The organism is Xanthobacter sp. ZOL 2024, assembly GCF_052932325.1.
This window is the reverse complement of record NZ_CM128808.1, coordinates 1833327-1857245: the sequence shown is the minus strand read 5'-3', so window position 1 is coordinate 1857245 and position 23919 is coordinate 1833327. Positions and strand designations below refer to the sequence as shown.

General features: G+C 68.4%; 22 protein-coding genes. 17 read left to right on the top strand and 5 right to left on the bottom strand.

The genetic code is table 11. The annotated features are described in order from the left end of the window. The first annotated feature begins 73 nt into the window (after window positions 1–73). The 8 genes from ACU4E7_RS08645 to ACU4E7_RS08610 all read left to right on the top strand — a co-directional run bounded on the left by ACU4E7_RS08645 (window position 74) and on the right by ACU4E7_RS08610 (window position 9348). Window positions 74–1963 (top strand): extracellular solute-binding protein, encoded by a 1890-nt coding sequence (locus tag ACU4E7_RS08645; protein WP_447021273.1) that lies wholly within the window; start codon window positions 74–76, stop codon window positions 1961–1963. Beyond that, window positions 1960–3864: an extracellular solute-binding protein gene (locus ACU4E7_RS08640; protein ID WP_447021272.1), complete on the top strand. Its 1905-nt coding sequence runs from the start codon at window positions 1960–1962 to the stop codon at window positions 3862–3864. The genes ACU4E7_RS08645 and ACU4E7_RS08640 overlap by 4 nt, the downstream gene beginning before the upstream one ends. 107 nt (window positions 3865–3971) lie before the next feature. Further along, window positions 3972–5087 (top strand): microcin C ABC transporter permease YejB, encoded by a 1116-nt coding sequence (locus ACU4E7_RS08635; protein ID WP_238122151.1) that lies wholly within the window; start codon window positions 3972–3974, stop codon window positions 5085–5087. 46 nt (window positions 5088–5133) lie between these two features. Then, on the top strand, window positions 5134–6300 hold the full coding sequence (locus ACU4E7_RS08630; protein WP_238122451.1) for an ABC transporter permease: 1167 nt from the start codon (window positions 5134–5136) through the stop codon (window positions 6298–6300). A 71-nt stretch (window positions 6301–6371) separates the two neighbouring features. Next, entirely contained in the window at window positions 6372–6638 is a 267-nt protein-coding gene (locus ACU4E7_RS08625) for a hypothetical protein (protein ID WP_238122152.1), read from the top strand. Window positions 6639–6644: 6 nt separating this feature from the next. After that, window positions 6645–7094, top strand: a complete 450-nt coding sequence (locus tag ACU4E7_RS08620) for a type II toxin-antitoxin system VapC family toxin (RefSeq protein ID WP_447021271.1) — start codon at window positions 6645–6647, stop codon at window positions 7092–7094. Then, a complete protein-coding gene (locus ACU4E7_RS08615) occupies window positions 7091–8719 on the top strand; it encodes an ABC transporter ATP-binding protein (protein WP_447021270.1) in 1629 nt (542 codons plus the stop codon). The genes ACU4E7_RS08620 and ACU4E7_RS08615 overlap by 4 nt, the downstream gene beginning before the upstream one ends. Then, the gene (locus ACU4E7_RS08610; protein WP_447021269.1) at window positions 8716–9348 is read left to right on the top strand and encodes an NUDIX domain-containing protein; all 633 of its coding nucleotides are present in this window, start codon (window positions 8716–8718) and stop codon (window positions 9346–9348) included. Before ACU4E7_RS08615 ends, ACU4E7_RS08610 begins: the two co-directional genes overlap by 4 nt. Window positions 9349–9350: 2 nt before the next feature. Here the strand turns inward: ACU4E7_RS08610 and ACU4E7_RS08605 are convergent, their stop codons facing one another. Next, window positions 9351–10136: a creatininase family protein gene (locus ACU4E7_RS08605; protein ID WP_447021268.1), complete on the bottom strand. Its 786-nt coding sequence runs from the start codon at window positions 10134–10136 to the stop codon at window positions 9351–9353. 218 nt (window positions 10137–10354) lie between these two features. On the opposite strand from ACU4E7_RS08605, the gene ACU4E7_RS08600 reads away from it, so the two are divergent. The 4 genes from ACU4E7_RS08600 (at window position 10355) to ACU4E7_RS08585 (ending at window position 14193) form a co-directional block, all read left to right on the top strand. Beyond that, complete coding sequence (locus ACU4E7_RS08600; RefSeq protein WP_447021267.1) at window positions 10355–11158, top strand: (Fe-S)-binding protein; 804 nt, start codon at window positions 10355–10357, stop codon at window positions 11156–11158. Between the two features lie 4 nt (window positions 11159–11162). Beyond that, window positions 11163–12614 carry a LutB/LldF family L-lactate oxidation iron-sulfur protein gene (locus ACU4E7_RS08595; protein ID WP_447021266.1) on the top strand — a complete coding sequence of 484 codons (1452 nt, stop codon included), beginning with the start codon at window positions 11163–11165 and terminating at the stop codon, window positions 12612–12614. Next, entirely contained in the window at window positions 12611–13303 is a 693-nt protein-coding gene (locus tag ACU4E7_RS08590; RefSeq protein ID WP_447021265.1) for a LutC/YkgG family protein, read from the top strand. Before ACU4E7_RS08595 ends, ACU4E7_RS08590 begins: the two co-directional genes overlap by 4 nt. A 203-nt stretch (window positions 13304–13506) precedes the next feature. Beyond that, window positions 13507–14193, top strand: coding sequence for a thioesterase domain-containing protein (locus ACU4E7_RS08585; protein ID WP_447021264.1), 687 nt, complete (start codon window positions 13507–13509; stop codon window positions 14191–14193). A gap of 164 nt (window positions 14194–14357) precedes the next feature. On the opposite strand, the gene ACU4E7_RS08580 is transcribed toward ACU4E7_RS08585, so the two are convergent. From ACU4E7_RS08580 to ACU4E7_RS08570, 3 genes are all read right to left on the bottom strand, one after another. Beyond that, the gene (locus tag ACU4E7_RS08580) at window positions 14358–14663 is read right to left on the bottom strand and encodes an AzlD family protein (protein ID WP_447021263.1); all 306 of its coding nucleotides are present in this window, start codon (window positions 14661–14663) and stop codon (window positions 14358–14360) included. Further along, complete coding sequence (locus ACU4E7_RS08575; protein WP_447021262.1) at window positions 14653–15366, bottom strand: AzlC family ABC transporter permease; 714 nt, start codon at window positions 15364–15366, stop codon at window positions 14653–14655. Before ACU4E7_RS08575 ends, ACU4E7_RS08580 begins: the two co-directional genes overlap by 11 nt. A 62-nt stretch (window positions 15367–15428) precedes the next feature. After that, window positions 15429–16367: a LysR family transcriptional regulator gene (locus ACU4E7_RS08570; RefSeq protein WP_447021261.1), complete on the bottom strand. Its 939-nt coding sequence runs from the start codon at window positions 16365–16367 to the stop codon at window positions 15429–15431. 271 nt (window positions 16368–16638) lie between these two features. Between ACU4E7_RS08570 and ACU4E7_RS08565 the strand changes: the two genes are divergently transcribed. The 5 genes from ACU4E7_RS08565 to aceB all read left to right on the top strand — a co-directional run bounded on the left by ACU4E7_RS08565 (window position 16639) and on the right by aceB (window position 23141). Then, window positions 16639–18120 (top strand): FAD-linked oxidase C-terminal domain-containing protein, encoded by a 1482-nt coding sequence (locus tag ACU4E7_RS08565; protein WP_447021606.1) that lies wholly within the window; start codon window positions 16639–16641, stop codon window positions 18118–18120. A gap of 7 nt (window positions 18121–18127) precedes the next feature. Continuing rightward, window positions 18128–19336, top strand: a complete 1209-nt coding sequence (glcE, locus tag ACU4E7_RS08560) for a glycolate oxidase subunit GlcE (RefSeq protein WP_447021260.1) — start codon at window positions 18128–18130, stop codon at window positions 19334–19336. 52 nt (window positions 19337–19388) lie between these two features. After that, on the top strand, window positions 19389–20681 hold the full coding sequence (glcF, locus tag ACU4E7_RS08555; protein ID WP_447021259.1) for a glycolate oxidase subunit GlcF: 1293 nt from the start codon (window positions 19389–19391) through the stop codon (window positions 20679–20681). Window positions 20682–20812: 131 nt separating this feature from the next. Then, window positions 20813–21448 carry a thiamine phosphate synthase gene (thiE, locus tag ACU4E7_RS08550; RefSeq protein ID WP_238122165.1) on the top strand — a complete coding sequence of 212 codons (636 nt, stop codon included), beginning with the start codon at window positions 20813–20815 and terminating at the stop codon, window positions 21446–21448. A gap of 67 nt (window positions 21449–21515) precedes the next feature. Beyond that, window positions 21516–23141 carry a malate synthase A gene (aceB, locus tag ACU4E7_RS08545; protein WP_447021258.1) on the top strand — a complete coding sequence of 542 codons (1626 nt, stop codon included), beginning with the start codon at window positions 21516–21518 and terminating at the stop codon, window positions 23139–23141. A 70-nt stretch (window positions 23142–23211) separates the two neighbouring features. Here the strand turns inward: aceB and ACU4E7_RS08540 are convergent, their stop codons facing one another. Beyond that, window positions 23212–23868 carry a hypothetical protein gene (locus ACU4E7_RS08540; RefSeq protein ID WP_447021257.1) on the bottom strand — a complete coding sequence of 219 codons (657 nt, stop codon included), beginning with the start codon at window positions 23866–23868 and terminating at the stop codon, window positions 23212–23214. Window positions 23869–23919 lie beyond the last annotated feature (51 nt).

Below are 23919 nucleotides of genomic sequence, written 5' to 3'. Positions count from 1 at the left end.
TCTTCCCCCGGTCGCGATCGGCGCCATAATCAGGTATCCCGATCTGCAGCGGACCTGTTCCTCGGAGTCGACGATGCCTGTGCTGATGACCCGCCGTACCTTCGCCCTCGCCGCCGCCTTGGCGCCGGCCCTTGTGGCACGCGGGGCCGCGGCACAAAGCGCGCCGGCCACCACCGATGCGCCCGCCGGCGGCGCGCCGGTGTTCCGCACCGGCGTCTCGCTGATGGGCGAACCCAAATATCCGGCCGGCTTTGCCCATTTCGATTATGTGAACCCGCAGGCCCCCAAGGGCGGCCTGCTGCGTCTCGCCGAGGACGGCACCTTTGATTCGCTCAATTTCGTGGTGCCCCGCGGCACCCCCGCCGCCGGCCTCAACCTGATCTACGACACGCTCATGACCTCGGCTTTCGACGAGGTGGCGAGCGAATATGGCCTGCTGGCCGAGGGCGTCAGCTATCCACCGGATTTCTCGCAGGTCACCTATCGCCTGCGCGAAAACGCCCGCTGGCACGACGGCACCCCCATCACCCCGGCGGACGTGGTGTGGTCGTTCGAGACGCTGGTGGCCAACAACCCCAACCAGCGCTTCTATTACAGCCACGTGGTGAAGGCCGAGCAGACCGGCCCGCGTGACGTGACCTTCACCTTCGACCAGGCCGGCAACCGGGAGCTGCCGCAGATCGTCGGCCAGTTCATCGTGCTGCCCAAGCACTGGTGGACCGGCCAGGACGCTTCGGGCAAGCCGCGCGACGTCACCCAGGGCACCCTCGAGACGCCGCTGGGCTCGGGCGCCTATCGCATCAAGAGCATGGCCCCCGGCCGCACCATCGTCTACGAGCGCGTCGCCGATTATTGGGGCAAGGATCTACCGGTGAACGTGGGCCGGAACAATTTCGACGAGATCCGCTACGAGTATTTCCGCGACGACACGGTGATGCTCGAGGCCTTCAAGGCGGACCAGTACGATTTCCGGGTGGAAAGCTCGGCCAAGAACTGGGCCACCGCGTATGACTTCCCCGCCCGCAAGGACGGCAAGGTGATCCTCGAAATGTTCGAGAACCGGGCCTCCGGCGTCATGCAGGCCTTCATTCCCAACCTGCGACGCGCCAAGTTCCAGGATCGGCGGGTGCGGCGCGCCCTGAACTATGCCCTGGATTTCGAGGGCATGAACCACACCTTGTTCTTCGACCAATACACGCGCATCTCCTCCTTCTTCTCCGGCACAGAGCTCGCCTTTTCCGGCCTGCCCGAGGGGCGCGAGCTGGAGATTCTCAACACGGTGAAGGGCCAGGTGCCGCAGGAGGTGTTCACCACCGCCTACACCAACCCCGTCAGCGGCAATGAGGAGGCGCGCCGCGCCAACCTGCGCGAGGCGGCGCGGCTCCTCAAGGACGCCGGATACGAGGTGAAGAACCGCAAGCTGGTGAATGCCGCCGGCGAGCCCTTCACCATCGAGATCCTGCTGGCGAGCCCGGCCATGGAGCGGGTGGCGGTGTTCTACAAGCCGGCGCTGGAGCGGCTCGGCATCACCGTCACCGTCCGCATGGTGGATTCTTCCCAATATATCAACCGGCTGCGGGCGCGTGACTTCGACATGATCGTGTCCGGCTGGGGCCAGTCGCTCTCGCCCGGCAACGAACAGCGCGATTTCTTCGGCGCCCAGGCGGCGGATCGGGAAGGCTCGCGCAACTATGCCGGCATCAAGGATGCGGCGGTGGACGCGCTCATCGACAAGGTGATCTACGCCACCGACCGGGCCGATCTGGTGGCCGCCACGCACGCCCTCGACCGGGTGCTGATGTGGAACGAGTTCGTCATTCCCGCCTGGACCTTGAACTACACCCGCACCGCCCGCTGGGATCGCTTCTCCCACCCCGCGCCGCTGCCGGCCTATTCCTTCGCCTTCCCCGACATCTGGTGGTTCGATGCCGCCAAGGCGGCCAAGATCGGAGGCGGCAAATGAGCCTGAGCCGTCGTGCCCTGTTGCGGATCGGCGTCGGCGCGGGCCTGCTGGCACCGGCGCTCGCCCCCCGTCTCGCCCGCGCCGAGGGGCCATCGCCCCTGGCGGCGGCGGCCGACGAGGGCGGCAGCCCCACCGCCGTCCTCAAGCAGCACGGCCTCTCCTTCTTCGGCGACCTGAAATATCCCGCCGACTTCACCCATTTCGACTATGTGAACCCGGACGCCCCCAAGGGCGGCCCATTCTCGCAGATGGGGCGGACCACCTTCTACAACCAGTCGCTGACCACCTTCGACACGCTGAACCCCTATAACCAGCGGGGCAACGGCGCCCAGGGCATCGAGCTCATCTACGATACGCTGATGACCGCCGCCGGCGACGAGAAGAGCGCGCTGTATCCGCGCCTCGCCACCGGCGCCGAGATCAGCGACGACGGGCTGACCTATCGCTTTCCCCTGCGCCCCGAAGCCCGCTTCCACGACGGTACGGCGCTCACCTCCGCCGATGTGGTCGCCACCTTCGAGGCGCTGAAGGCGGACGGCTACGAGACTATCCGCATGGCCCTGCGCGACCTCATTGAGGTGGAGGCCGATGGCGACCACGCCGTGGTGATGCGCTTCAAGGCCGGGCGGGCCCGCGACGTGCCGCTGACCGCCGCCGGCATGCCCATCTTCTCCAAGGCGTTTCTGGCGCGGCACCCGTTCAACCAGTCGTCCCTGGAGCCGCCGCTGGGGTCCGGCCCCTACAAGGTCTCCCGACTGGAACAGGGCCGCTATATCGAATACGAACGGGTGAAGGACTATTGGGGCCAGAACCTGCCGGCTCTGAAGGGCCGCTTCAATTTCGATACGGTGCGCTACGAATATTTCCGCGACCGCATCGCCGGCCTCGAAGGCTTCAAGGCCAAGGTCTATCTGTTCCGCGAGGAATTCACCGCCCGCGAATGGGCCACCCAATATGACTTCCCGGCGGTGCATGACGGCCGGGTGAAGACCGAGACCCTGCCGGATGAATCCTTCTCCGGCGTGCAGGGCTGGTTCCTCAACACCCGGCGCCCGCAATTCTTCGACCGGCGGGTGCGCGAGGCCATCGGCCTGTTGTTTGACTTCGACTGGACGCGGCGGAATCTGATGTATGATTCCTACCACCGCACCGTCTCCTTCTTCCAGAACTCCGACATGATGGCGGAAGGCCTGCCCTCCCCCGCCGAGCTGAAGCTCCTGGAGCCGTTCCGCGACAAGGTTCCGGAAGAGGTGTTCGGCGAACCCTATGTGCCCCCCGTCTCCGACGGCTCCGGCGAGGACCGCGCCTTGCGGCTGAAAGCCGTGGCGCTGCTGAAGGAGGCCGGCTACGGCTTTCGCCAGGGCAAGCTGGTGGGGCCCAAAGGCGAGACCATCACCATCGAGTTCCTGGACGACGACGGCGCCATGGAGCGCCACCACGCCCGCTTCATCGGCCACCTGAAAAAGGTGGGCATCGACGCCACCTTCCGCATCGTCGATCCGGCCCAGTTCCAGGCCCGGCTGCAGACGTTCGATTTCGATGTGGTGGTGCGGCGCTACAGCTTCGCGCCCTATCCGGGAGACGAGCTGAGGGCCTATTTCTCCACCGAGGCGGCCCGCACGCCGGGGTCCTACAATGTGGCTGGCATCGCCGATCCGGTGGTGGACGCCCTCATCGCCCAGGCGCTGGCGGCCCAGGATGCGGCAGCCCTCACCACCTGCTGCCGCGCCCTCGACCGGGTGCTGCGGGCCGGCCATTATTGGGTGCCGCAATGGTATTCGGGCGAGCACCGCATCGCCTATTGGAACGTGTTCGACCGGCCGCAGACCAAGCCGCGCTACGAACTCGGCGTCCTCGACACCTGGTGGAGCACCACCCCGGAGACGACGCATGGCGGCTGAGCGTCGCTAGAGTCTTGAGTTCACGCATTTTCCCCGCGCGCACCAGTGTCCACCCGGCGCGAATGCTCTAGACTGGGGACCGCCGCACGGCTGGATCGGGAGACGGGATGCTCGCTTACATCATCCGCCGCATTGCCCTCATGGTACCGACCATTCTCGGCATCATGCTGGTGTCGTTCGTGGTCATCCAGTTCGCCCCGGGCGGGCCAGTGGAACGGGTGATCGCCCAATTGACCGGCGACGACGTGTCCGCCACCTCCCGCGTGTCCGGTGGCGGCGGCGATTTCTCCGGCGGCGCGGCGGCGGCCCAGGCGGCGGGAACGGCCGATGCTGTCTCTTCCAAATATCGCGGCGCCCAGGGGCTCGACCCGGCCTTCATCAAGCAGCTGGAGAAGCAGTTCGGCTTCGACAAGCCGCCGCACGAGCGCTTCTTCAAGATGATCGCCGATTACGCCACCTTCGATTTCGGCCGCTCCTATTTCCGCGACATCTCGGTGATCGACCTCATCGCCGAGAAGATGCCGGTCTCCATCTCGCTGGGCCTGTGGATGACGCTGATCACCTACGCCATTTCCATTCCGCTGGGCATCGCCAAGGCCATGCGCGACGGCTCGAAGTTCGACATGTGGACCTCGGCGGTGGTGATCGTCGGCTATGCCATCCCCTCCTTCCTGTTCGCCATCCTGCTCATCATCCTGTTCGCCGGCGGCTCGTTCCTGGACCTGTTCCCCCTGCGCGGGCTGGTCTCCGACAATTTCTGGCAAATGAGCTGGCCGGAACGCATCGCCGATTATGCCTGGCACCTGGTGCTGCCGCTCACCTCCATGGTGCTCGGCGCCTTTGCCACCATGACGCTGCTCACCAAGAATTCGTTCCTGGAAGAGATCCGCAAGCAATATGTGACCACCGCGCGCATGAAGGGCCTCACCGAAAACCGGGTGCTCTATGGCCACGTGTTCCGCAATGCCATGCTGATCGTCATTGCCGGCTTTCCCGGCGCCTTCATCTCCGCCTTCTTCACCGGCTCGCTGCTGATCGAGACCATCTTCTCTTTGGACGGGCTCGGTCTCCTGTCGTTCGAGAGCGTCTTGAACCGGGATTATCCGGTGGTGTTCGCCACCCTCTACATCTTCTCCCTCGCCGGCCTCATCGTCGGCCTCGTCTCCGACCTCACCTACATGCTGGTCGATCCGCGCATCGACTTCGAGACGCGGGAGGTGTGAGGCCATGGAGAACGTGCCGCTGCTCCAGCCGGGCGAACCCACCGACATGCCCGCCGCCCGCGAATTGCCCCACGGCGCGCTGCCGCCGCCGGGCGAAACCCGGCGCCACAGCCGCTTCGCCCTCTCGCCCCTCAACCGGCGGCGGCTCGCCAATTTCCGCCGCAACGGGCGCGGCTATGGCTCGTTCATCCTGTTCTCGGTGCTGTTCGTGCTGTCGCTCGGCGCCGAGTTCATCGCCAACGACAAGCCCATCCTCGTCTCCTACGAGGGGCATTATTATTTCCCGGTGGTGCACGCCTATCCGGAGACCGCCTTCGGCGGCGACTTCGAGACCGACGCCGACTATCGCGACCCCTATCTGCAGAAGCTGATCGCCGAGAAGGGCGGCTGGATGGTGTGGCCGCCCATCCGCTATTCCTATTCCACCCACAATCTCGACCTGCCCACCCCGGCCCCCTCGCCGCCCACCTGGATGCTCACCGAGGACCAGTGCAAGGCGGTGGCCGAAAAGAAGGGCGTGTCCGGCTGCGCGGGCCTTGAATGGAACTGGCTCGGCACCGACGACCAGGGTCGCGACGTGCTGGCCCGGCTCATCTACGGCTTCCGCATCTCGGTGCTGTTCGGCCTGGCGCTCACCGTCATCTCGTCCATCATCGGCGTCGCGGCAGGGGCGGTGCAGGGCTATTTCGGCGGCTGGGTGGACCTGTTGTTCCAGCGCTTCATCGAGATCTGGACGGCCATTCCCTCGCTCTATCTGCTGCTCATCATCTCCTCCATCCTGGTGCCGGGCTTCTGGGTGCTGCTCGGCATCCTGCTGCTGTTCTCCTGGGTGTCGCTGGTGGGGCTGGTGCGGGCGGAATTCCTGCGGGCGCGCAACTTTGAATATGTGCAGGCGGCCCGGGCCCTCGGGGTGGGCAATTTCACGCTCATGACGCGGCATATCCTGCCCAACGCCATGGTGGCGACGCTGACCATGCTGCCGTTCATCCTCTCCTCCTCGGTGATGACGCTCACCGCCCTGGACTTCCTCGGCTTCGGCCTGCCCCCCGGCTCGCCGTCCCTCGGCGAGCTGTTGTCCCAGGGCAAGAACAACATCCAGGCCCCCTGGCTCGGCCTCACCGGTTTCTTCACCGTGGCGCTCATGCTGAGCCTGCTCATCTTCATCGGCGAAGCGGTGCGCGACGCCTTCGACCCGCGCAAGACGTTCGAGTGACCCGACCTTCGGCCGGGCTGTGGTAGACTGGCGCGGGTTGGGCAGGCAGGTGACGCTATTCGGGTGACGAGATGAACAAGATCGTGCGCGAGCATTACCCGGTGGACAAGCTGCCGGAGGACCTGCGGCAGGGCCTCACGGCCGGCCAGACCGTCACCATCACGGTGGAGGAGGAGACGAAGCTCGATCGCGACGCATTCGACGCTTTGGTCGCCGACATCCTCGCCCATCCGCAACCCATGACGATCCAGGAAATCCGCGCACTGGTCGGCCCCCGCAACGTCACCTCCGAGGAGGCCGTCGCCCGCATCCGCGCCCTTCGAGACGAGTGGGATTGACCGCCGGTGCGCCTCTATTTCGACGTGAACACCATCATTGAGCTGGTCGAGGGACCGGGCGCCTCGCTGGATCGCTTCGCAGGTCTGCTGGCCGGCGGCCGTCAGACCGGCGCAGTGGTCGTCACCAGCGAGCTGTCGCTGGCGGAGCTCCTGGTCAAGCCGCTGCGGGATCAGGACCTGCACCTCGTCATCGGCTACAATAGCCTTCTTGCCGGCGGCACCGCCGGGCAGATCGAGGCGCATCCGGTGTCCCGCGACATCCTCGGGCGGGCGGCCCGGGTGCGAAACAGGAAGCCGAGCACCAAGCTGCCCGATGCCATCCATATCGCCACTGCCGAACACGCCGCGTGCGATGCGATCATCACGGCCGACAGACGGTGGCGCGACGCGAACGCCATTCAGCTGACTGATCCAGCGGATTTCGACTTTGCGACCTTCATCGAGAAACGCCGATGACTGATCCCCTCCTCTCCGTCCGCAACCTTTCCGTCGCCTTTCGCCGCGAGGGCACCCAGGCGCTGGCGGTGAAGGGCGTGTCGTTCGACATCACCAAGGGCGAGACCCTGGCCCTGGTGGGCGAAAGCGGCTCCGGCAAGTCGGTCACCGCATTGTCGGTGCTGAAACTCCTGAACTATCCCGCCGCCAGCCACCCCACCGGTGAGATCCTGTTCCAGGGCCGCGACCTCTTGCAGGTGTCCGAGCGCGAGCTGCGCGGGGTGCGCGGCAACAAGATCACCATGGTGTTCCAGGAACCCATGAGCTCCCTGAACCCGCTGCACACCATCGAGCAGCAGGTGGGCGAAATGCTCATTCTGCACCGCGGCCTTTCCGCCAATGCCGCCCGCGCCCGCACCCTGGAGCTGCTCGCCGAGGTGGGCATTCCCGATCCCGCCGCCCGGCTCTCCGCTTATCCGCACCAATTGTCCGGCGGCCAGCGCCAGCGCGTCATGATCGCCATGGCGCTCGCCAACGAACCCGACCTCCTGATCGCCGACGAGCCCACCACCGCCCTCGATGTCACGGTGCAGGCGCAGATCCTCAAGCTCTTGAAGGATCTGCAGGCCCGGCTCGGCATGGCCATGCTGTTCATCACCCACGATCTCAACATCGTGCGCAAGATCGCCGATCGGGTGTGCGTGATGCAGAAAGGCGAGATCGTCGAGCAGGGCGGCGCCGAGGAGACCTTCCTCACCCCCCGCCATCCCTATACCCAGGCGCTGTTGAGCGCCGAGCCGAAGCCCGATCCGGCACCGGTGGCGGCGGATGCGCCCATCGTGGTGGAAACCACTGATCTGAAGGTGCATTTCCCCATCAAGCGCGGCGTGTTCCGCAAGACCATCGGCCATGTGAAGGCGGTGGACGGCATCACCATCGCCATCCGCCGCGGCGAGACCTTGGGCGTGGTGGGTGAGAGCGGCTCCGGCAAGACCACTTTGGGCCTCGCTTTGCTGCGCCTCATCTCCTCGGCCGGGCCGGTCACCTTCCTCGGCCGGCGCATCGACGGCCTCGGCTTCAAGGCCCTGCGGCCGCTCCGGGCCGACATGCAGATCGTGTTTCAGGATCCCTACGGCTCCTTGTCGCCACGCATGTCGGTCAGCGAGATCGTTGCCGAAGGCCTTCTGGTGCACCAGCGCCAGCTCGATGCGGACCAACGCGAGGCGCGGGTGATCACGGCGCTGGCGGATGTGGGGCTCGACCCCGAGACCCGCCACCGCTACCCCCATGAATTCTCCGGCGGCCAGCGCCAGCGCATCTCCATCGCCCGCGCCATGGCGCTCGAGCCCTCCTTCGTGGTGCTGGACGAGCCCACCAGCGCCCTCGACATGATCGTGCAGGCACAGATCGTCGAGCTGCTGCGGGCGCTGCAGCGGAAGCGCGACCTCACCTTCATGTTCATCTCCCATGATCTGCGGGTGGTGTCGGCGCTGGCGAGCCGCATCCTGGTGATGCGCAACGGCAGGATGGTGGAGGAAGGCCCGGCCCGCACGGTGTTCGAGCAGCCGCGGGAGGATTACACCCGCGCCCTGTTCGCCGCCGCCTTCTCCCTGGAAACCGACACCTCCGGCGTGGTGTGCCAATGACCGCCCCCTTGAAGCCCCTGCCCGGTGACGGGCCCGCTGACGTCACGGTGGAGGGGCCCACCCCCCTCGGCAATGGCTACCGCCCCTATGAGCGCTACACCGCCCATCTCGCCGATGACGGGGCGGTGGTGAGCCAGACCCGCGACATCCTGCGCGGCGGCTGCGTGGTCGGGGTGCTCGCCTATGATCCGGCGCGCGACCAGGTGGTGCTGGTGCGCCAGTTCCGCCTGCCGGCCTATCTCGCCCTGGGGCCGGCGCGCAGCGAGCTCGTTGAGATCGTCGCCGGCGGCGTGGAGGAGGGCGAGCCGGAAGAGGCCGCCGCCCGCCGCGAATGCCTGGAGGAAATCGGCGTCGCCCCCGGCCGCATGGTGCCTTTTCTCCAGTTCATGCCCACCTCGGGCATCACTGATGAGCAGGCCACCCTGTTCCTGGCCGAGGTGGACGCGGCTGCCGTGCCCGCGCGCACCGGCCTTGTGGAGGAGACGGAAGTCATCCGTCCCCTGGTGCTGTCGGTGGACGAGGCCCTCGCCATGCTGGCGGCCGGGCGCTGCGCCAATGGCTATCTGATCATCGCCCTGCAGTGGCTCGCTCTCAACCGGGCGCGGCTGCCGGCCCTGCTCGACGGTTGAGCTCAGCCGAGCCGGTCGAGGTCGAACGCCGCCAGATCCTCCAGCAGTTCCACGAAGGCGCGAGCGCCGAACTGCGCCGCCGCCTCCCCCTTCTCCGCCGTGGCGCCACGGGCATCGCCCATGGCGCCGGCCGCGCTCAGATCCTCGCTGGCCCAGGCGAAGCCCACCGGGTGGTTGGCCCTGAGGCGCTTGAAGTCATGTTCCATGGCGATGGAATAGGGGGCGAAATCGGCCGCCTGGGCCATGTCCACCAGATCCGGGCGAAACGCCAGCATCAGCGACGTTTCTACCTCGCCCCCATGGATGCCATGGGCCCGCTCGGCATCGCTGAACAGGCCGGGCGGATAGCCGTAGCGGTGCATGGACGACATCGCCACCAGCATGCCGTGGTCGAGCCGCAGGGTGCGGGCCACGAGGTCGATCACCGGCACATTGCCGCCATGGGTGTTCATGATCACCAGCCGGCGCACCCCGGCGCGGGCGAGGCAGGCGCCGATCTCGCCCCAGGCGGTGATGGCGGTGGTGGGCGACAAGGTGAGGGTGCCGGCGAAGTTCTGGTGCTCATCGGACTTGCCGATGCTCTGCACCGGCAGCATCGCCACCGCGAGACCATCCGGCACCTGCGGCGCGATGCGCGCGATATAGCCCTCGGCGATGAAGGTGTCGGTGCCGAGGGGCAGATGGGGCCCGTGCTGCTCCACCGCCGCCACCGGCAGCACCGCCACCAGCCGCGACATGTCGAGCGCCGCCACCGCCGTGGTGGAGAGTTCCGACCATTTCACGAACAAGGGCCCCTCCCGGCGGGCCACCGCCCGCGCATCACCGACATCTCGGCCAATGAGCCCAGATGCCGGCCCCGTCAAGCCGCGCCCCGGGCCCACGGGCGCCATTTTACCTGCATCAGCGAGGTGATATAGGATCATTCCAAAATGAGTGACGCCCCGTTCCACCGGGCCTTCCCCGCGCGCCGGCGCTTTATGCCCGGCGCGCCCATAGCCGAGCTGCCATGACCGCCTCTTCCGCGTCCGACGCCGCCTCGTCCCGTCCGCCCCGGGTGGGGCTGTTCGTCACCTGCCTCGTGGATACGATCCGCCCCTCGGTGGGGTTCGCGGCGGTGAAGCTCCTGGAGGATGCCGGCTGCGACGTGGACGTGCCGCGCCAGACCTGCTGCGGCCAGCCGGCCTTCAATTCCGGCGATCGGGTCACCACCCGCGCCCTGGCGGAAAAGACCATCGCCGCCTTCGAGAGCTTCGATTATGTGGTCGCCCCCTCCGGCTCCTGCGCCGGCATGATCAAGGCCCATTATCCCGAATTGTTCGTCGGCGAGCCCGACTGGTCGGGGCGGGTGGAGCGCTTCTGCGCCAAGGTGTTCGAGCTCACCTCCTTCCTGGTGGACGTGCTGGGCGTCACCAGGGTGGAGGCCCGCTATGACGGCACCGTCACCTATCACGACAGTTGCTCGGGCCTGCGCGAGCTGCAGGTGAAGGCGCAGCCGCGCCAGCTCCTGGCCAGCGTCGAGGGTCTCGCGCTCACGGAACTCGTCGATTCCGATACCTGCTGCGGCTTCGGCGGCACCTTCTGTGTGAAATATCCCATGGTCTCCGACGCCATCGTCGGCAAGAAGGCCGACAACATCCTTGCCAGCGGCGCCGATACGCTGCTGGCCGGTGATCTCGGCTGCCTCATGAACATGGCCGGCAAGCTGCAGCGCCAGGGCCGCGATGTGGCGGTGCGCCATGTGGCCGAGGTGCTGGCCGGCATGGGCGATGGACCCGCCATCGGCGCGCCGGCGCCCGCCAAGAAGGGTTGAGGCCATGAGCGTCGCCATCACCTCCCCCGAGTTCAAGCAGAACGCCACCGAAGCCCTGGCCGATCCGCAGCTGCAGGCGGCCCTCGCCAAGGCCGGGCCGGGCTTTGTCGGCAAGCGGCGGGACGCCATCGCCAAGCTGCCCGAGTTCGATGCTCTGCGCGACAGTGTGCGCGACATCAAGAACCACACCCTGGCCCATCTCGACCTCTATCTCGAACGCTTCGAGGAGAAGGTGCGCGAGGCCGGCGGCCACGTACATTTCGCGGTGGATGCGGCGGAGGCCCGCGAGATCATCACCGGCATCTGCCAGCGTCTCGACGCGCGCACGGTGACCAAAAGCAAGAGCATGGTCTCGGAAGAGATCGGCATCAACGATCACCTCGCCGCCGCCGGCATCACCCCGGTGGAGACCGATCTCGGCGAGTACATCATCCAGATCCGCGGGGAATCCCCCTCTCACATCATCGCCCCCGCCATCCACCTCAACAAGGACCAGGTGGAAGCCGACTTCCGCCGGGTGCACACCGATCTGCCGGCGGATCGCGACCTGGTGGAGCCCACCGCGCTGCTGGCGGAGGCGCGGGGCGAGCTGCGCCAGCGCTTCCTCGCCGCCGACGTGGGCCTCACCGGCGCCAATGTGCTGGTGGCGGAGACCGGCACCGCGGTGATCGTCACCAACGAGGGCAACGCCGACCTCACCCAGACCCTGCCCAAGGCGCACATCGTGCTGGCCTCCATCGAGAAGCTGGTGCCCACCCTGGAAGATGCCCACCAGCTGCTGCGGGTGCTGGCGCGCTCCGCCAGCGGTCAGGACATGAGCGTCTACACCACCTTCGCCTGCGGCCCCCGCCGCGCCCTCGATCCCGATGGGCCCGGCGAATTCCATGTGGTGCTTTTGGACAACGGCCGCTCCGCCATGCTGGGCGGCACCTTGAAGGAGATGCTGCGCTGCATCCGCTGCGGCGCCTGCATGAACCATTGCCCGGTCTACCAGTCGGTGGGTGGCCACGCCTATGGCTGGGTCTATCCCGGCCCCATGGGCTCGGTGCTCACCCCGGCCATGATCGGCATCGACAAGGGCGCCAACCTGCCCAACGCCTCCACCTTCTGCGGCCGGTGCGAGGAGGTGTGCCCGGTGCGCATTCCCCTGCCCAAGCTGCTGCGGCACTGGCGCCAGCAGGAGTTCGAGCGCCACCTCACCCCGGCGCCCCAGCGCTATGGGCTGAAGCTGTGGGCGTTCCTCGCCCGCAACGGCTGGCTCTATCGCCCCGCCACCCGCCTCGCCATGCGGGCGCTGTCGCTGTTCGGCCGCGACAAGGGCCGCTTCGCATCACTGCCCCTGGCCGGCGGCTGGACCGCCACCCGCGATTTCCCCGCCCCCGAGGGCGACACCTTCCAGGCCCAGTGGCGCGCCCGCAAGGCCGCCGGGACCACCAGCCGGAGCCCCGCCCCATGACATCAACGCCGTCTTCCCGCGATACGGTGCTGGCGTCGGTCCGGCGGGCCCTGGGCGTCACCTCCCGCGAGGCGCCGCGGCGCCAGGAGGTGGAGGCGCGGCTCGCCAGCCATCCGGCCGGAATCATCCCCGCCCGCGCCCAGCTGCCGCCGGCGGAACGGCTGGAGCTGTTCAAGGCCATGGCGCTCGGCGCCGCCAGCTCGCTCGATCACCTGGCCTCCGCCGCCGAGGTGCCCGGCGCCATCGCCGCCTACCTCTCCGCCCGCGACCTGCCCCTGAAGCTGCTGCGCGGCGCCGATCCCCGCCTTGCGGCTCTGCCCTGGAGCAGCGCGCCGCAGATCGACGTGTGGATCGGCCCGTCCGACGGCCGCCAACTGGTGGGCCTGTCCCACGCCTTCGCCGGCATCGCCGAATCCGGCACGCTGGTGCTGTTCTCCGGCGCCGACAACCCGACCACCCTCAATTTCCTGCCCGACCACCACCTGGTGGTGCTGGAGGCGAAGGACGTGGTGGCGGACTATGAAACCGCCTGGGCCCGGGTGCGCGCGCAGTTCCCCGATGGCCAGCTGCCGCGGGCCATCAACATGATCACCGGCCCGTCGCGCTCCGCCGACATCGAGCAGACCCTGCTGCTGGGCGCCCATGGCCCGCGCAGCCTGCACGTGCTGCTGGTGGGCGCACCGAGCTGAGGCCGGCCCCGGCTGGCGCGCTCCGCCCAGGCTGTCCCAACGTCAGACCTTACGGCAGATGGCCCCGCGCTGATGCAGCGAGGTCACGGACCTGACACAAAACGCCCCTTGCGCCGGGTCTGCCGGCGGCCATTCCCCAAACTTGGGTTGCCGCTCGGCCAAATTGACGGCAGAAGTCAGCGATCACGATTGATGGTGTGCCTATGTTGTCCCGCTTGCGCTTCGCTGTGGCGCTGTTCGCAGCGCTGTTCCTGACCATCGCCGTGCGGCCCGCCGCCGCCCAGGGCACCCCGCATGTCTACCTCATGCGCGGCTTGGCCAATGTGTTTTCCTATGGTCTGGACGACCTCGCGGCCAAGCTCAATGCCCGCGGCATTCCCGCCACCGTGTATGAATATGGCCAATGGCAGTCCCTGGCCGACATGGCCTCGGCGGAAAGCCGCGCCCATGGCCGCTTCCCCATCGTGGTGGTCGGCCACTCCCTGGGCGCCGATGCCGCCATCCAGATGGCCGAGCGCCTCACCGCTCTCGGCACCCCGCCCACTCTTGTGGTCACCTTCGATCCGGTGGGCGTGAACACTGTGGGTGCCGCCTCCGGGCGCTTCGTGAACTACTACCAGTCCAATAACGGTTACGGAAAGCGGCTCACCGCCGGCCCCGGCTTCCGTGGCAAGCTGATCAACCGCAACCTCGACCAGGTGGCGGCCATCGATCATTTCAACATCGAGAAGTCGCCGCAGCTGCATTCGGAAGTGGTGAGCCAGGTGCGCGCCCTCGGCGTGCGGCGCAAGCCCAAGCCGCGGCCGGTGGCCAAGCCGGCCCAGCCCGCGGCCCCCACGCCGGCGCCGGGCAGCCAGGCCGCCACCACCAGCGACAAGAAGGCGATGTGAACGCCGCTCGGGCCACCCGCACGGGAGGTCCTCAGATCAGACGAAGGCCGCGGACCCCCTGGATCCGCGGCCTTCGTCTTTCCGGGTGGGGAAGGAGCGCAGGGGCGGGATGGCCCCAGATCTGCAAGACAGACCGCCAATCCACCCCGCTTCGGCGCGCGGGCTCAGGGCCAGACGAAGCGCACCGCCGCCGCCGCCACCATGGCGGCCACCACCGCCAGAATGTCGCTGCGCAGGAAGCGGGCCACCAGCACCGCCGCCACCAGCCCGGCGATCATGCCGCGATCACCGCGCACGGCCCCGGGGGCGAGCAGCGCCACCAGCAGGGCGCCCGGCAGGGCATCCAGCACCCGGCGCACCCGTGGGGTGATGGGCACCAGCCGCATGAGGAAGAAGCCCGCCGCCCGGTTGAAGACCGTGGCCAGCGCCATCACCGAGATGGCGAGCAGGGTGCCAAGCTCAGCGCTCATCGGTGAATCCCCCCGCCAGGGCGCCTGCCAGCGCGCCGATGACGATGAACCACCAGCCCGGCAGCACGAACGACACGCCGATGGCGACGGCGGCGGCGACGCCCCAGCCCACCGCCTCGCGCCGGCCCTTCCAATTGGGAATGAGGATGGCGATGAAAAAGGCCGGCACCACCACGTCGATCCCCACCTGCTTGGGATCGGGAATGCCGCCGCCCACCACATGGCCGGCGGCGGTGCCGATCACCCAGAACAGCCAGGTGATGAAGCCGGCGCCGACAAAATAGCCCGCGTCCGACCCGCCCTGGGTCCGATAGCGCATGGCCAGCGCCCAATTGTTATCGGCCAGCAGCAGCAGCGCGCCATAGGATTGCCAGGCCGGCAGTGGCGCGAACCAGGGCCGCAGGGCCGCCGCCATCAGCACATGGCGCGTGTTCACCGCCATGGTCAAAAGGCCGAGGGTGAGCAAGGCGGTCGCCGACCAATGCTGGGTCCAGCCCTCCAGCGCCACCATCTGGGCGAGGCCGGCGAACACCATGGCGCTGAACAGGCTGGCCTCCACGAGGGTCAGCCCCTTCTGGGCCGCCGCCGCGCCGAACGCCATGGCGAACACGAACAGCCCCGGAATGAGGGGCATCATGGCGCGCAGCCCTTCGGCGGTGCCGGCCAGGGTGAACGTGGTGGGGGAATGTGAGGTCTGGGGCATGGGGGCCAATTGGGAGGGATGCGGCCCTTATGGCGCACATGCCCGGCGCGGCCAACCCGTTTTCACGCTGTGCTGGCGGTGCCGGCCAAAAGGCCGCCCAATCCCTCGTCCCACGGCGGCAGCGGCCCGAAGCGGGCGGCCAGGTGATCGATGAACAGCCGCACCTTCAGCGGCAGGAACCGCCGGCTGGGATAGACCGCGAACACCCCCACCCGGCGGGAGGCATGCCACTGCGGCAACACCACCTGGAGCGCCCCGGACCGCAGCTCCGGCCCCACGTCCCAGGTGGAGCGCAGGGCGATGCCGACTGAGGCGAGAACGGCGGCGCGCACCACCTCGTTGGAATTGGTGCGCAGCGGCGCCGCGATCCGCAGGGTCACCGGTCCCTCCGGCCCCTCCAGTCGCCATGGATCCTGGGAATGGGTGGCCAGCAGCACATGGCCGGAGAGCGCCTCGATATCTCTGGGCGTGCCCGCCCGCGCGAGATAATCGGGGGTGGCGCACAGCACCCGGTGCACCGGAGCGAGGCGGCGCGCCACCAGGCTGGAATCGTCGAGATCGGCAATGCGAATGGCAAGGTCGAACCCTTCGCCGACGATGTCCACGAAGGCGTCGGTGAGCTCGAGGTCCACGGTCAGGCCGGGGTTGGTCTTGAGCAGAGGTCCGATATGGGGGGCGATGTGCATGCGGCCGAACGAGGTGGGCGCCGACACCCGCAAAAGGCCGCGCGCATCGGCCGAGCCATGGGCCAGCGCGTCCTCCGCCTCTTCCACCGCCGCCAGGATTGCCACCACCCGCTCGTAGAAGCCTTCCCCGGCTTCAGTGAGCGTGACCTTGCGGGTGGTGCGCTGGAACAGCCGCGTGCCCAGCCGCTCCTCCAGCCGCTGCACCCGCTTCGACACCACCGGCGGCGACAGGCCCATCTCGCGGCCGGCCGCCGACAGGCTGCCGGCGGTGACGATGCGGGAGAAGATCTCAAGGTCGGCGAGGTTGTCGATCATCGGCGCGGCGTCGCCCGGCAATTATTCCGTTTTTCCAACTCACTTTATCCGACAGCGCAATAATCGGCGACCACCTTTTCCGCGGAACCGATTATAATTGCACCAAACAGAATGGGTCGGGGGAGCCGGCATGGGAGACGCGGGCGCGCGGCCGCACGGCGGACCGCAGGAGAGCATGGCGGAAAGCGCGGAGGAAAGCGCGGAGGAAAGCGCTCAGCAGGGCGTGCATGATGGGTCACCTGATGGCTCTCATGACGGCTCCCGCCTCGTCATGCCCGCGCCCGATGCGGCGGTGCTGGCGCGGCGCGACCAGATCGTCGCCGATCTGGCGCGGCTGGTGGGCGCGGACAGCGTGATCGCCCACGAGCGGGCCATGCGCCCCTATGAATCCGACGCCCTCACCGCCCACAGGCAATTGCCCCTGGTGGTGGTGCTGCCGGCCACCACGGACGAGGTGGCGGCGGTGCTGAAATATTGCCACGACAACGCCATCCGCGTGGTGCCGCGCGGCGCCGGCACCTCCCTTTCGGGCGGCGCCCTGCCGCTGGCCGATGCGGTGCTGCTGGGCATGGGCAAGTTCACCCGCATCCGCGAGATCGACACCGCCAACCGCTGCGCCGTGGTGGAGCCGGGAGTGACCAACCTCGGCATCACCAAGGCGGTGGAGCACCTGGGCTTCTATTATGCCCCCGATCCCTCCTCGCAGATCGCCTGCACCATCGGCGGCAATGTGGCGGAGAATTCCGGCGGCGTGCACTGCCTCAAATACGGCCTCACCACCAACAATGTGCTGGGGGTGGAGCTGGCCCTCATCACCGGCGAGATCGTGCGCCTGGGCGGCAAGCACCTGGACGCCGGCGGGCTCGACCTCCTCTCCGTCATCATCGGCTCGGAAGGCCTGCTGGGGGTGGTGACCGAAGTCACCGTGCGCCTGCTCAAGAAGCCGGATACGGCGCGGGCGGTGCTGGTGGGCTTTCCCACCTCCGAGAGCGCCGGCGACTGCGTGGCGCAGATCATCGCCGCCGGCATCATCCCCGCCGGCATCGAGATGATGGACAAGGACGCCATCGCCGCCGCCGAGGCGTTCGTGAACGTGGGCTATCCGCTGGATGTGGAGGCCCTGCTCATCATCGAGCTGGACGGGCCGGAAGCCGAGTGCGCCCATCTGCTCGATGCGGTCACCGCCCATGCGCAGGCCTGCGGCGCCACCACGCTGCGGGTGTCCCAGAGCGAAGAGGAGCGGCTCGGCTTCTGGGCCGGGCGCAAGGCGGCGTTCCCGGCGGTGGGGCGCATTTCCCCGGACTATCTGTGCATGGACGGCACCATTCCCCGCCGCCAGCTGCCCTTCGTTCTGGCCCGCATGCGCGAGCTGTCGCACCGGCACGGGCTGCGGGTGGCCAATGTGTTCCATGCGGGCGACGGCAATCTGCACCCGCTCATTCTCTATGATGCCAATGCGCCCGGAGAGCTGGAGGCGGCCGAGGCGTTCGGCGCCGACATCCTGCGATTGTGCGTGGAGGTGGGCGGCGTGCTCACCGGCGAGCACGGGGTCGGCATCGAGAAGCGCGACCTCATGCCGGAGATGTTCGACACGGTGGATCTCGCCCAGCAGCTGCGTCTCAAATGCGCGTTCGACGACCAGAACCTGCTCAATCCCGGCAAGGTGTTCCCCACCCTCCACCGCTGCGCCGAGATGGGCCGCATGCATGTGAGCGGCGGCGCCCCGCCCTTCCCCGACCTGCCGCGGTTCTGAGGTGACGATGCCGCAAACCCTCCTCGCCCGCGATCCGCAGGATGTGGTCGACGCCGTCAACGCCGCCGGTGCGAACGGCCGCACCCTGGAGATCCGCGGCACCGGCAGCCTCACGGCGCTCGGCCGCCCGGTGGTGGCCGACACGGTGCTGGACCTCTCCGCCCTCTCCGGCATCACCCTCTACGAGCCGGAAGAGCTGGTGCTCTCCGCCCGCTGCGGTACGCCGCGCCGGGACATCGAGGACATGCTGGCCCAAAGCGGCCAGATGCTCGCCTTCGAGCCGGCGGACCTTGCCCCCCTGTTCGGCGGCGCGGCGCGGGCGGGCAGCCTCGGCGGGCTCGTCGCCACCAATCTCGCCGGCCCCCGCCGCATCAGCGCCGGCGCCGTGCGCGACCATACTTTGGGCCTCAAGGCGGTGTCGGGGCGCGGCGAGCTGTTCAAGTCCGGCGGGCGGGTGGTGAAGAACGTCACCGGCTACGACCTGCCGCGCCTGTTCGCCGGTGCCTTCGGCACCCTGGGCGTCGCCACCGAGATCACCCTCAAGGTGCTGCCGCGCCCCGAAACCCAGGAGACCCTGCGGCTCGAAGGCCTCGCCCCGGATGCGGCGGCGGCGGCCATGAGCGCGGCGCTGGGCTCGTCCTGCGAAGTCTCCGGCGCCGCTTATGCCCCGGCCCGGGTGGCGGTGCGCCTGCCGGGCGGCATCGCCACCGGAACGGTGATGCTGCGGCTGGAAGGCGTCGGTCCCTCGGTTGAGGCGCGGCGGGACATGCTGGCCCGCGTGCTCGCCCCCTTCGGCCCGTGCACGGTGATGGACGAAGCCGCCTCCAGCGCCCTGTGGGCGGCCGTGCGGGACGTCTCGCCCTTCGTCGGCTGCCCCGAACGCGCCCTGTGGCGCCTCTCCACCGCCCCCATGGCCGGCCCCGCCCTGGCCGCGCGGCTCTGCGCCACCCTCGATGCCGAGGCCTTCTGCGACTGGGGCGGCGGCCTCATCTGGCTGGCGCTGCCTGGCCCGCGATCGGAAGCGGACACGGTGCGAACGGCCCTTGCAGCTTCAGGTGGCCATGCCACACTCCTGCGCGCCACAGCTGAGGAGCGGGCACGGACCGCCGTGTTCCAGCCCCTCGACGAGCCACTCGCCGCCCTGACGGCCCGGGTGAAATCCAGCTTTGACCCGGCCGGCCTCCTCAACCGCGGCCGCATGCACGAGGTCTGGTGACATGCCATCCCTTGCGCTCCTGCCCTTCCCCGCCCGCCCCGGACGCTGAGCCATGCAGACCCATTTTTCGCCCGCGCAGCTCCTTGATCCGCGGCTTGCCGAGGTGGACCGGATCCTGCGGGCCTGCGTCCATTGCGGGTTCTGCACCGCCACCTGTCCCACCTATGTGCTGAAAGGGGACGAGCGCGACAGTCCGCGCGGGCGCATCTATCTCATCAAGGACATGCTGGAGAATGGCCGGCCCGCCACCGCCGAGGAGGTGGGGCCCATCGACCGCTGCCTGTCGTGCCTCTCCTGCACCAGCACCTGCCCGTCGGGCGTGGACTATATGCACCTCGTCGATCACGCCCGCGCTCATATCGAGGAGACCTATGCGCGGCCGCGCTCCGAACGGCTGGTGCGCACCCTCATCGCCCGGGTGCTGCCCTATCCGCGCCGCTTCCGCCTGGCCTTGAAGGCGGCGGCCCTCGGGCGGCCGTTCGCCGGCCTGCTGGAACGGGCGGGGCTCGCCCCCCTCGCCGCCATGCTGCGCCTGGCGCCCCACAAGGTGCCGCCGGCAGCGCGGGATGGCGGTGTGCATGCCCCGGCGGGGCCGCGAAAGGCGCGGGTGGCGCTGCTCGCGGGCTGCGCCCAGCAGGTGCTGCAGCCGGCCATCGACGCCGCCGCCATCCGTCTTCTCAACCGCATGGGGGTGGAGGTGGTGCGGGTGGCCGGTCAGGGCTGCTGCGGGGCCCTGCCCCACCACATGGGCCGCTCCGAGGAGGCCCTCGCCTTCGCCCGCGCCAATGTCAGGGCGTTCGAGGCGGCGGGCCCGCTCGATGCGCTGTTGGTCACCGCCTCCGGCTGCGGCACCACCCTCAAGGACTATGGCCACATGCTGGCCGGCGATCCTACCTTCGCCGGGCGTGCGGCGGCGCTGGCCGGCAAGGTGCGAGACATCACCGAATTCCTCGCCGCCCAGGACCTGCCGGCGGCGCACGGGCCCGGCGGGCGGGTGGCCTATCATTCCGCCTGCTCGCTGCAGCATGGGCAGAAGGTGAAAAGCCCGCCGGTGGCGCTGCTGCGGCAGGCCGGGTTCGAGGTGGTGGAGCCGTTCGACCCGCACCTGTGCTGCGGCTCGGCCGGCACCTACAACATGCTGCAATCCGAGCTCGCGGACGCGCTGAAGACCCGCAAGGTGGACACGCTGGAGGCCCTGCGGCCGCAGATGATCGCCGCCGGCAACATCGGCTGCCTCACCCAGATCGCCTCCGGCACGGCGCTGCCCGTGGTGCACACGGTGGAGCTGCTCGACTGGGCCACCGGCGGCCCCCGCCCCAGCGCCCTCACCGAGGCCGCAGCCTGAGCCGGCACCCATTGTTGCCGGCAATGCGAAAGTCCATTGCCTCGCCAGGGTTAGACTTCCCCCACGCGCAAGGGTACCACTGCAGCAACACGCGGCGGCTGCCGCCGCGCCGCTCCAACCCCGGTCGCACCATGGCTCCCGCCTTCGATCTGACCCTCTATCTCGTCACCGACCCGCGCCTCACCGCGGCGCGCGGCCTTGTGGCGACGGTGGATGCGGCGGTGAAGGGCGGCGCCACCCTGGTGCAGCTGCGGGACCCGCAGGCCCACGGCCGCGCCCTGGTGGAGCAGGCACGGGCGCTGAAGGCCCTGCTCGCCCCCCTCGGCATTCCCCTGATCATCAATGATCGGGTGGATGTGGCGGTGGCGGCCGATGCGGATGGGGTGCACCTCGGCCAGGACGACATGGCCCCCGCCGATGCCCGGGGCCTGCTGGGGCCCGGCCGCATTCTCGGCCTCTCGGTGGGAAATCCGGCGGAATATGCCGCCTCGGACCTCACCGGCGTCGACTATCTCGGTGTCGGCCCGGTCAAGGCCACCGGCACCAAGGCGAATGCGGGCGCCGCCATCGGCGCGCCCGGCATCGCCGCGGTCCGCGCCCTGACGCCGCTGCCTTTGGTGGCCATCGGCGGCATCGACGTCGCGGCGGTTCCACAGGTGATCCGTGCCGGCGCCGATGGCGTCGCCGTGGTCTCGGCCCTGTGCGCGGCGGACGACGTCGCGGAGGCCGCCAAACGCCTGCGCGCCGCCGTCGCGGCCGCCCGCTGATCCCTTTTCCGGCGCCACGATGCGCCGGCGTTCCGTTCCCGTCTCATCCGGCTCAAGGAGGCCGCTCATGTCCGCGTCCGTCGCTTCCGCATCCATTTCCCCCACCGCGCTGCCCGCCGGCGTCGAGATCACCGGCGCGCTCGCCCCACGCTTCGAGGAGATCCTGACCCCCGAGGCGCTGGCCTTCGTCGCCAGCCTGCAGCGCAGCTTCAATGGCACCCGCGAGGCGCTGCTGGCCCGTCGCGCCGAGCGCCAGGTCCGTTTCGACGCCGGTGAGCTGCCCGATTTCCTGCCCGAGACCGCCGCCGTGCGGGCGGGCGACTGGACCATCGCCGACCTGCCCGCCGACCTCCTGGACCGCCGGGTGGAGATCACCGGCCCGGTGGACCGCAAGATGATCATCAACGCCCTGAATTCGGGGGCGAAGGTGTTCATGGCGGATTTCGAGGATGCCTCCTCCCCCACCTGGACCAACATGATCGAGGGCCAGCTGAACCTGAAGGATCGCTGGGCCGGCGTCATCGACTTCACCGACGCCACCAGCGGCAAGGCCTATAAGCTCGGCGCCACCCCCGCCGTGCTCATCATCCGCCCGCGCGGCTGGCACCTGCCGGAAGCCCATGTGCGGGTGGACGGGGCGGAAATGTCCGGCGCGCTGTTCGATTTCGGCCTTTACGCCTTCCATTGCGCCAAGGCGGCGCTGGCCCAGGGCTCCGGCGCCTATTTCTACCTGCCGAAGACCGAGAGCCACCTGGAAGCCCGGCTGTGGGACCAGGTGTTCAGCTTCACCGAGCGGCAGCTGGGGCTCCCCCACGGCACCATCAAGGCCACCGTGCTCATCGAGACCCTGCCGGCGGTGTTCGAGATGAACGAGATCCTGTTCGAGCTGAAGGACCATATGGCCGGGCTCAACATGGGCCGCTGGGACTACATCTTCTCGTTCATCAAGCGGCTCGGCAAGAATGCCCGCTTCCTCACCCCCGACCGCAGCCGCATGGTGATGAGCGAGGCCTTCCTGAAGGCCTATTGCCTGCTGCTGGTGGAAACCTGCCACCGCCGCAACGCCTTCGCCATGGGCGGCATGGCGGCACAGATTCCGGTGAAGGGCGATGCCGCCGCCAACGCCGCCGCCTTCGCCAAGGTGAAGGCCGACAAGGAGCGCGAGGCGGGCCTCGGCTGCGACGGCACCTGGGTCGCCCATCCCGATCTGGTGCCGGTGGCCATGGAAGTGTTCGACCGCCTCATGCCCACGGCCAACCAGCGTGATGTGGTGAAGCCCGCTGCCAACGTCACCCGCGACGATCTGCTGGAGGTGCACCAGGGCACCCGCACCGAGGCGGGCCTGCGGGAGAACATCCGCGTGGGCGTGCAATATATCGAGGCGTGGCTGCGCGGTCGCGGCGCGGTGCCGCTCTACAACCTCATGGAGGATGCGGCCACCGCCGAGATCAGCCGCGCCCAGGTGTGGCAGTGGATCCACCTCGGCGCCCAGCTGGACGACGGCCGCACCGTGACCGCCGACCTGTTCAAGGCGCTTCTGGACGACGAGATGGCCAAGCTGCGCACCGTGCTCGGCGCCGACGTCTATGATTCCGGCCGCTTCCCCGAGGCCATCGGCCTGTTCGCCGACATGTCGCTGGCCGACACGTTCGACGAATTCCTCACCCTGCCGGCCTATCGCCTCATCGCCTGAGGCGGCCAAGCCCCTTCACCCGTACGACGCCCGCGCCCCATCGATTGCCCATCGGTGGGGCGCTGCCGTTTCAGGCGCCGGCGGCCGCCGCCGGATCGGTGCCGCGCACCAGCCGCCGGGCCACCACCACGAACTCAAGGGCCGCGCACAGCAGAATGCCGTAGCCGAACAGCTCCAGACATTCCTCGCTCATGTCCTTGATGTTCCGCAGGTAAGCGTCCTGCATCACCGCCTTCCAGAACGCCCCCATGCCGTAGAAGCGCGCGAAGACATAGGTGGTCAGCAAAGCTGCCATCAGAAGGCCGAAGGCGCTGGTCTGGGTATAGTGGACCTGCTCGTCCAGAAACCGCGTGCGGTTTTTCCAGGTGTAGAAGAGCCCGGCCAGAATGACCGGCGTGACGAGGATCTGCCAGCCGTCGTCATGCAGCATGTCGAGCCAGACGTCGTTCTCGCGGATCAGCGAGGCTGCGGTGAAGGTGGCCAGAAGCCACGCCGACACCCGCAGCGCCGGCAGCCGCACCGCGCAGGTCGCGAAAATCGCTGTGACCACGACTAAGATAACCGACTGAGAAATCTCGACAAGAGACGTCTCACCAAACGTCTTGGTTGTCATCGCGTCGACATACATTAATAGAAAAATTCCAGAAATGATGCCGACATAGATCACGAAACGGATGAATGCTTGCACAAAGGGATGCTGGAGGAACGGCAAGAGCCAGGCTCCCATGCCTGAACGGTCTCCTAAGGTTGAGCTCGGTTAGCTCAACAGTCGCCCCAC